Annotated in this window: 7 protein-coding genes; 1 reads left to right on the top strand and 6 read right to left on the bottom strand. The window is 55.1% G+C overall.

The window, feature by feature from the left end:
• Positions 1 to 259: 259 nt before the first annotated feature.
• The 5 genes from codB to Q0629_RS01935 form a co-directional block, all read right to left on the bottom strand.
• A complete protein-coding gene (gene codB / locus Q0629_RS01955) occupies positions 260 to 1,624 on the bottom strand; it encodes a cytosine permease (RefSeq protein WP_298778250.1) in 1,365 nt (454 codons plus the stop codon).
• 40 nt (positions 1,625 to 1,664) lie between these two features.
• A complete protein-coding gene (locus Q0629_RS01950; protein WP_298778248.1) occupies positions 1,665 to 2,438 on the bottom strand; it encodes a creatininase in 774 nt (257 codons plus the stop codon).
• 55 nt (positions 2,439 to 2,493) lie between these two features.
• Positions 2,494 to 3,717 carry an arginine deiminase gene (arcA, locus tag Q0629_RS01945; RefSeq protein ID WP_298778247.1) on the bottom strand — a complete coding sequence of 408 codons (1,224 nt, stop codon included), beginning with the start codon at positions 3,715 to 3,717 and terminating at the stop codon, positions 2,494 to 2,496.
• Positions 3,718 to 3,907: 190 nt separating this feature from the next.
• Entirely contained in the window at positions 3,908 to 5,440 is a 1,533-nt protein-coding gene (locus tag Q0629_RS01940) for a sodium:solute symporter family protein (protein WP_298778245.1), read from the bottom strand.
• A gap of 237 nt (positions 5,441 to 5,677) precedes the next feature.
• Positions 5,678 to 6,829 (bottom strand): serine/threonine protein kinase, encoded by a 1,152-nt coding sequence (locus Q0629_RS01935; protein WP_298778243.1) that lies wholly within the window; start codon positions 6,827 to 6,829, stop codon positions 5,678 to 5,680.
• A 327-nt stretch (positions 6,830 to 7,156) separates the two neighbouring features.
• On the opposite strand from Q0629_RS01935, the gene Q0629_RS01930 reads away from it, so the two are divergent.
• Positions 7,157 to 8,437 carry a helix-turn-helix domain-containing protein gene (locus tag Q0629_RS01930; RefSeq protein ID WP_298778240.1) on the top strand — a complete coding sequence of 427 codons (1,281 nt, stop codon included), beginning with the start codon at positions 7,157 to 7,159 and terminating at the stop codon, positions 8,435 to 8,437.
• Between the two features lie 95 nt (positions 8,438 to 8,532).
• Here Q0629_RS01930 and Q0629_RS01925 read toward each other — a convergent pair whose 3' ends face one another.
• Positions 8,533 to 8,676 (bottom strand): hypothetical protein, encoded by a 144-nt coding sequence (locus Q0629_RS01925; protein ID WP_298778238.1) that lies wholly within the window; start codon positions 8,674 to 8,676, stop codon positions 8,533 to 8,535.
• Positions 8,677 to 8,811 lie beyond the last annotated feature (135 nt).

The raw sequence follows: 8,811 nt of genomic DNA, 5'->3' as shown, positions 1-8,811 counted from the left end.
TTCTCCGGAGAACTCCAGTACTCCTGCTCCACCTCGCTCACCTCCGAAAATACGGTATCCCTCGACAAGCTCTCGCGCAGCAGGGCCAGGAATTTACATCACCACCAAGGGGGAGGTTCGAGCGGGGAAGGCAAGTGAAAAAATTTAGAGCTTCTCCCGCACCATCGGCATGGTCGTGCAAGGAAACCTACCTGTATGTATGGGTCCTCCATTCGAGGACCCATACATTTCAACTGTCCAGCAGGAAGAGCAGAAAACCTTACACCTGCTGCTTAACCTCTCCAAGAGCAAGCACTCTATGGTCCTGGCTCATGCCCATAGCCTGCAGTATCTTATCCAGAATAGGATAGGCGATAAAAGCGGCGATGATACCGTTGATAGGCGGAATCCCCGGGCTAAAGAGAGCTGCTGCAGCTCCAATAATATAAGCACCGATCCCTGTGAGATTATAGTCTTTGAACTCAGTTTCCGCAATCTTAGAGTAACGTCTCTTATGCTTAATCAGCCAATCTGCCAGCATAGTGCCACCAATAGGCGGAATGACCGTACCGGAGATGATGATAAAGTCGATTAGGTAATTATAGATTCCTCCCAACGCCATAATGATAGCGATGACAGCACCTGTAAGCGTGATGCCTTTTCTTGCTTTGATGCGGAAGGCGTTGCAGCAGGCAACGGAGAAGCAATAAATCTCGTTGTCCTGAGTTGTCCACACGTTCAGGATTAACAAAACGTATGCAGGAATGGCCATCCCCTGCAGGGCCATAACCCTTGCGACATCCGGGTCCTGATAAACGTAGCCGCCATAAGCGCCTGCGAAGATCATCAGGCCATTCCCGATAAAGAATCCAACGAAACTGGCGATTACTGCATGCCACCCTTTGCTGGCAAATCGGGACCAATTTGTGGACTGCGTAGCCCCACTGACAAATGTACCAAAAACTAGCGTCATCGCTGCAGCCGTTGTCATTGGTTCTTTCGGGAGAATTTTCTGCAGCCCCTCCAATCCTCCAACCTTTACCGTAGAAACATAAATGCTATAGAGGATCAAGCACGTCACGAGCGGCACAGCAACGATGGAAAGCAATTCCATCGCCTTATAGCCACCATACGCCGTTATCACAAAAAAGAATCCAAAGAAAATAATCAAAATCACATAGATATAGGGGTAACTGGCAGTATTTTCTTTTGTGATGCCCGCCAGCTGAAGAACAAGGTCAGTGATCAGGGCAGTGCCCCAAGCATACCAACCGATTTGAGTAAATCCGTAAAGGAAGTCACTCCAACGGCTGCCCTTATTGCCAAAGCAAAACCGACTCAGCAACCCCGCGTGCAACCCAGTGGAGAAAGCGATGTAACCCAGAACGGCTGCATAAGTACCAAGCAGGAAATCTCCTACAATTACCACGTACATCAAGTCAGGCCAAAATTTGTAGTGGACGCCAAGTTCACCGCCTGCCCACATAACGGACGTGAAGAACGTAAACCCGGCCAGCACCATAGAGAGCGAGAAAAGCCCGGCTCTGGCAGAAGCAGGAACCTCGGTTAAGGGATAGTCCTGCCCTCTCTTTTCCTCTGCAGTTTCAGCCGTGGTTTCAGTAATTTGAGTCCGATCTTCTACCATTTTAAAACCCACCTTCTTGTCAATGATAAATTACCGCGCCTTATAAATTAAACTCTTTCTTCAGGAAACGCAGGAAGTTTTTTATAACGTCGTCCGTGATGAGTTTTCCCTTTTCTGCAGTGCTGGTCATCGACGTATAAAGCGCACCTGTCTTCGGGATCAAAGTCTTAGACACAGGATACCTCTGATACCGTGGAACGTCATCACCAATGCCATCATCCGAAAGCAAGTCCACCTTGACAAGTTCCGGAGCAAAATACAGCATCAAAGAAGTTTCCGTAACCGCAGCGTGCTCCAAGTCCCAGCCTCGGAACGGCCTCTCATCAAAGACAGCGGGAATTATATCTTGAGAAACGTTATCCCACCAACTGGTCAGGATTACCTTGGGAAACTCCTCTTGCTGTTTGCCAATGGCAAGATCTGCAGCTTCGGCCAAAAATGCCTGATTCTCATAATGGCTATTCATCAGGATGATTTTTTTCCATCCATCGGCAATGAACTCAAGCAATATGTCCTTGGTCAGGGTAACCAGCGTATTCCCCTTAAGGTCGATTGTGCCGGGAAAGAGGGGACCACCGCCGCTTGTCGGGTTTGATTTGTAGCCATACGCAATGCTGGGTGCAACGTAGGCATCAATTTTTTCTGTCAGTATTCTGGCAAAGTTTTCCGAGATAATCACGTCAACAGAGAGGGGCAGGTGCTGGCTGTGTTGTTCCGTGCTACCTACCGGAATGATCAAAACACCATCTTTAGCAGCCTTTGCGTATTCTGGCCACGTGATGTTCTGAATAAACCTTTTATTGCGCTGCTCCATAAATATTTCACTCCTTCCAGTACCTTATTTTCCAAAACTTTGAAGCCGTTTTCAACTACAACAGCTTCTCCCGAACCACCGGCATGGTCATGCAACGGGGACCGCCACGCCCGCGCGACAACTCCGCTGACGGTATGACGTGCAGTTTAACCCCTGCATCCTCAAGAGATTTATTCGTGACCACATTGCGGTCGTAGACGATGATCTCACCAGGCGCGACGGCAAAGGTGTTGGAGCCGTCACTCCACTGTTCGCTGGGTGCGTCAACGGGGTCGCCGCCCCCACAGGGCAGGAGCCGGACCTTATCCAGGTTCAGGTACTTCTTAAGCACGTCCTCAAGTGCACGCCCCTGATACTCGAACCTGAGCTCTCCATCCTTCATCGTCACAGCGATAACTTCAAGATGCTGCTGTATCTCCGGGTGGATCGTGAAGAGATCCCGGTCCACCATAGTAAACACGGTATCCAAGTGCATGAAAGCCCGCTTTGCGGGGAACTTGAACGCCAGAATCGTCTCAAAGCTGTCAGGCCCCTTAAAAAGCCTCTCTGCGAAGAGCTCGATGGCCCTTGCCTCCGTGCGCTGAGAGATCCCCACCGCCAAGACCTTATCGCTGAGGACCAGCTGGTCACCGCCCTCAATGTGGTACGGTATGTCCCTGTCGTAGTAGAACGGAATGGCGGAGTTCTTAAATCGTGGGTGATACTTAAAGATATACTTGCCAAAGAGCGTTTCGCGGTTGCGAACGGTGCTCCACATGTGGTTGAGTGACACGCCGGACCCGATCAGGGCAAAGGGGTCCCTTGTAAAATAGAGGTTGGGCATCGGGTTTGTGACGAATGGATACTCCACATCCACGAAATCGACAAGCGACGTGTGTTCACGCTTGGGGAAACTGGAGCGGCGGGTTCCGGCCATGATCTGCAGCACCATATCCCGCGTCTTGGGAATGCCCAGCAGGAAGTCCTTGAGCATCCGAATCTCGTCCTTGGAGGTCACGCAGGTTTCACCGATGAACTCGTCCACAAACGCCTCGCGCACCCCGGCGTTCTCAATCGCCTCTGCAGCAAGGTCCTCAAGGTAGATCACATCGGCACCACAGCTTTTCAGCATGGCGGCAAAGGCATCGTGTTCCGCCATCGCTCCGCGCAAAAACGGCACTTCATCGAACAGGAAATCAGCCATCAGATCAGGAGAGATGTTGCTCAACTCATTGCCAGGCCTGTGGAGGATGACCTGTTTCAGCCGTCCTATCTCAGAAAAGACATGAATATCCTTCATGAACTGCACTCCTTCCAAAACGCGGGAGAATCCGCTTCAATTCCGAAGGGAGCTCGCCTCCAAAAAAAGGATTGCAACCTTGACGACATATCAAGGCTGCATTCCAGCTCAAAACGCATCCCCTGCCTGTACGTGACAAAAACTCAAGCGCAACCAGAGAGATGGAGTTGACGGTCACTGGCCCTCGTTCTCAGGCGGCAGCAGCCTCCTCGGCGTCGAGCGGCCGCGCCCTCATTCCATTGGTGACGTAGCCCACGATCATGTAGACGAGCGAACCGGCGATGCCTGCGATGATCGGCGCCTCGACCCAGCCGAACTTGCCGTAGATGAGGACGAGGTAGACGTTGCCGAAGAAGCCTGTGAGCATCGAAAGCAGACAGGTGAGCAGGTTCCCCTCGATGAACGTCCTGATGATGGTGGGCCCGACCAGCATCGAGATGAGGCCACCGGTCCCTATGTAGGCGATGCGGTTCAGCATCCCCTGGGGGGCGAAGAAGGTCAGCACAATGCCCAGCACCGTCGTGAGGACGACCGCGCCGCGGTTCAGGAGATCAGCGTATTTGGAGTCCCTTCCCGCCGCCGACACGTAAAGGTCGTGCGAGAGCGCCGCTGCCTGCACCTGAAGCACGGAACTGATCGTTGAGAGCATCGCGAAGATGATGAAGAGCGATATGATGCTCGCGACGGCTGGCGACAGGTACGTGTTCAGGAAGACCGGCATCGCATGGTCCGCGACGTGCGCTCCCGCTGGGGCCTCGACCGCCAGAACCTGCGGCCAGGTGGGGTCCTTGTAGAACATGTAGATGCCCACCATCGGGACAAAACTCATGGCAAAGCCCATGGGCGCCATGTAGAGCGCGACGAGCGGGATGTTCATGTCCTTCTTCATGGCAAGGAAACGAACGGACATGTAGGGCAAAACGGTCGTGAAGAGCATGGCATAGACGAAGACGAGGAACACGCTGTACTTAGGATCGCCATAGGGGTTGGACGTGGTTGGGTTGATGAACTCCGGCTTGATCTCGCCGACCTTGGCGATGAGTTCCGTCAGCGAGATGTCCTGCGTTATGACGTAATACACGATGCACGAGGCGATGACCATGCCGCAGCACATGATCGTATCGGTAATCGCCACCGCCAGAAGCCCGCCCTGCATCGTGAAGATCATGACGACCACCATGAAGATAATGGCCGACATGTGGAGCGATGTCCCGAGCCACTCCGACGCCACGCTTGCGACGGCGCGGATCTGGCCGATCATGTAGACCGACAGGAAGATAAAGGTGGCGATGGCCGCCAGGAAGTGGACGAGCCGACGCATGCCCTGCGAGCCCCTGTGGGTGTTTGCGAGGTACTCCGGCACCGTCAGCGCCCCGAACTTCTCTCCGTGCTTGCGCATGAAGCCCGCGAAGAAGAGCGCCCCGAAGGTAATGGCCGGAGCGAACAAGAAGTTTGCCAGGACCTCAATCGTGCCGTAGGCGTAGGCCGTCCCGGGCGACCCGATGAAACCCCAGCCGCTGTAGCCCGTCGCCATGAGCGTCCCTGCAGCCACAAAAGGCCCCATCTCGTTGCTGCCGAGCAGGAACGCCTTCTCGTCGTCGCCGGACAGGCTGGCCATCGCGGCCTTTTTCTTGAGCCTGACGTTCGTCCACCAGCCCACACCGATCAGTATCGCAGACGCAAACACAAAGATGCCCCATCTGTACAGTTCGATACCGGTCATCACTCACACTTCCCCTTCTGACTCTGCCTGCGGATGCAGGCGATGATGGGAACGGCAAAAAGTATGACGCTGCCAACAATAAAAGAATCCAACGTCCATGAGCCGAGCATGGCGCCCTCCTTGATGAAGGATGAGTTTAAGATACAAAAAAGGAGGTTTGTCGGGCTAAAAAGCTATAGCAGCTCGGCAAACCTCCAAAAACGCTATACTAGACCGAAGCTTTAAAAATCGACGTCTTTAGCCGTTCTTCATCTTGCCAAACTCGACAAGCGTGACGTCCTTGACCTGCTTCGGGAAGTAGTCCTCGCAGCCACCCTCGCGGTACACGTCCGCCGTGGCGCAGTGCAGACCGCCGCCGAACGGGTAGGCATCGCGGAAGGGGATGGGAATGACGTTCATGCCCAGCTTGTCCATCTGCTCCATCTGGGCGGTCTCGCTGGCCTCCACGAACACCGTCTTGTGGTCGAGGACCAGGCAGTTCATGGACAGCCACACGCTGGAGTAGCAGAGTGCCGGCGGCTCCTTGTGGGCGGGCATGGCGGCCTCGACGATCTGCCAGTCGTTGGCCTCGAAGATCTTGCGCTGCTCCTCGGGAAGCTTGCGCTGCGGGTTGTTGAGGATGAGGCCGGGGCGCAGAGGAACGAACGTCGCGTCGATGTGGATGGGATAGGGGTCGCCAGGGAAGTTGACGGCGTGGATACGGCACTGGGGGTACATGCGGCGAATCCACTCCATGGCCTTCCTGTTGGTCGTAAGGCCGTGCTGGATGAAGAAGTCCTTGCCGACGCGCATCACGTCCGCGGCGTCAAACAGGATCTCGTGCTCCGTGGTGACCATCTCCAGCTTCGCCGTGCGCTCAAGGAGGATCTCCTCCGTGATGTGCCCGTCGTAGTAGTGCATGTCGTAGCTCGCGTCGCCCAGCTCAGGACGCGGGGCAGCGATCCAGCGGAAGTCGGGATCCTCGTCGAAGTAGCGGCGCAGGACCTTGGAGTAGGCCAGGTACTCGAAGAAACGGGAACGGAAGGACATGGGCGCGCAGATGATGTCGCTGCCCACCGTCAGCAGGACGTCGCGCGGAGGCATGCAGCCGAACATGCTGCCCGTCATGAAATGGGGGGTGACCACGGCCTGGTTCCACTGCATGGGCTCCGGACGGTCCACCTTAACGCCGCGCTTCTCCAGCTCCTTGACGAAGTACTCAATCTGAGCGTTCGCCTTCTCGACCGTATCCAGCGGACGAGGACCGGTCATGCCGCGCATCGGGCTGTCCAGAGGAACCTTGGCCTTGGACGCGGGCTCGGAGGGCGCGATGCAGCAGTTATCGGCGCGACCGACGATAACGTGCTTCAGGGGGTCAAAATCATTCCAAGAGTTAACAACTTTCGGCATAATTCTTACCTTCCTTTACGTATTATTTTTGGGTGGCGAAGTTACACCACTCCAAAGAAAAAACTCTGTCGCTCTGATATAGCAGAAGTAAAACCCTTGCACACCAGCTGTACATTGCAGAGATGCTCTATCTATGTGCACTATAGTACCACGCTTCGCATTTTTTTCATTGTACAATTCTTCCAAGATTACTTTGGAAACGTTTCTAACGAATTCATTCACGAAAAACCTAGGACATCGAATGAGTTTGTGTTATAATTCTTAGAATAGATTCTCATAAAACTGGAGGTTGTACAATAACAAGAAGGACAGGGGGTGTTGTGGGTCATGTCGCAGAAAACGTCGGAAGCGTCGGAGTCCCTTGAGGGCATCGTCCGGGACGTCCTGAGCGGCATGGCGAGGATCGTCCCCTGTCCGTTGGTCGTTTCAGATGTCCGAGGGAGGGTCCTTGGGATCACCTCCTCTGCGGTCAATGCGAGTTGCACCTTGTGCCTCAAGGTCATGGACATGATCGCCCACCAAAAGACAGCGCCGATCGGCGGGGAAGAGTGTGAGTGTGACGACGCATCGGGAGCTGCCCTGCCGCTGCGGAACGCATACCTCGAGGTCATCGGGGCCGTCGCGGCGCTTGGAACGGCCGATCAGGTCCGCCCCTACGCGCTGGCGGTGAAGCACCAGATCGAGCTGGTCCTTAAAACGCAGTACCGGCTCAAATCAGGCTTCCTCAAGGAGAACGCGATCCAGGACATCATCCAGGACTTTGTGAACTACATTCCAGGCGTCAGCGACCTCGAACTGCTCGAGGCCAGGGCGCGCTACCTCGGCTTTTCGCCGGGGCTCCTCTACGTCCCCATCGTGTTCGACATGCACAACTTCAGACAGTTTATCCGGGACTCGTGGAAGGGGGCCTCATCATCTGAGGACTGCCGCGAGGCGGAAAACTTCATCCAATCCGTCAAGAACAGGGTGCTCTTGCGGACCAAGGAAGTCTTCAACGCTCCCGACGACGTTTCCGTTCCCCTGAACGGGGACAAGTACGCCGTCTTCTGTTCCATCAGCCCCAAGATCCAGCAGGACAAGGACCTGGTGTTCAAGCGGGTAAACGAGAACTCCCATATCCTTCTCAAGAAATTCGAGGAGGAACGCCTCTCCGCCGTCCTGGGGATCGGCTTCTTCTTTAAGGGCGTTCCGGGGCTCTCCTACGCCTACCGCAGCGCCCTGGAGGCCGTCAGCCTTGGAAAACTGCTCTTCAAGCAGCCCGGCATCTACGACATCCAGAACCTTCGGGTGGAGTCCCTCCTCCTGAGCCTCCCTGCCTCCGCCCGACAGCGCTTCATCAGAGACCGTTTCACCGAGTTCAACCTGGATCCGAGCGACGACGAGCTCAAGAACACGATCATCGTCTATGGAATGAACTTCTTCAACCGCCAAAGCACCGCGGACGAGCTGCACATCCATCGAAACACCCTGAACTACCGGCTCAAAAAGATAGAGGAGCGCACGCAGAAATCCCTGCGCTCCTTCCGCAACTACATCGAGCTTTACATCGCCTGCCTGCTCTCGAACCTCCCCTCGCCGGATTTGGAGCTTCAGAAGCCGAAGTCCTGAAACGGCTGGGGAAGCGCACTTCAGCGCTTCCCCAGAGGATAGCGGGTCCGAAAATGTCCTCGATCTGCATAGGGACGGTGGGAGTGTTGGGGCCGTCAAACTCTCAATTGCTCCACAGCCTCGCCACGCAGCCTCTTCAGCAGCTCCTTCCAGGACGGCGTTTCCTGGACCCCCTCGTCGAGCCCGACCGATGGAATGGAAAGCCCCCGGCTCTGCAGCATCGACGTCAGGCACTCCATGAATATCCCTGCATCACGAGGAGCGCGAAAGCCGGAAGCTCGACGCGCGCCCTATCGTCCGCTAGACGCTCAGAATCCTGTCCGCGCCCGTAACGGCCTCGAGTATCTCGAACATGTTGGAAACCGTCCCCACGC

Origin of the sequence: uncultured Fretibacterium sp. (assembly GCF_938030725.1) — a bacterium.
Lineage (GTDB): Bacteria > Synergistota > Synergistia > Synergistales > Aminobacteriaceae > Fretibacterium.
This window is presented reverse-complemented; position numbering and strand designations above follow the sequence as displayed.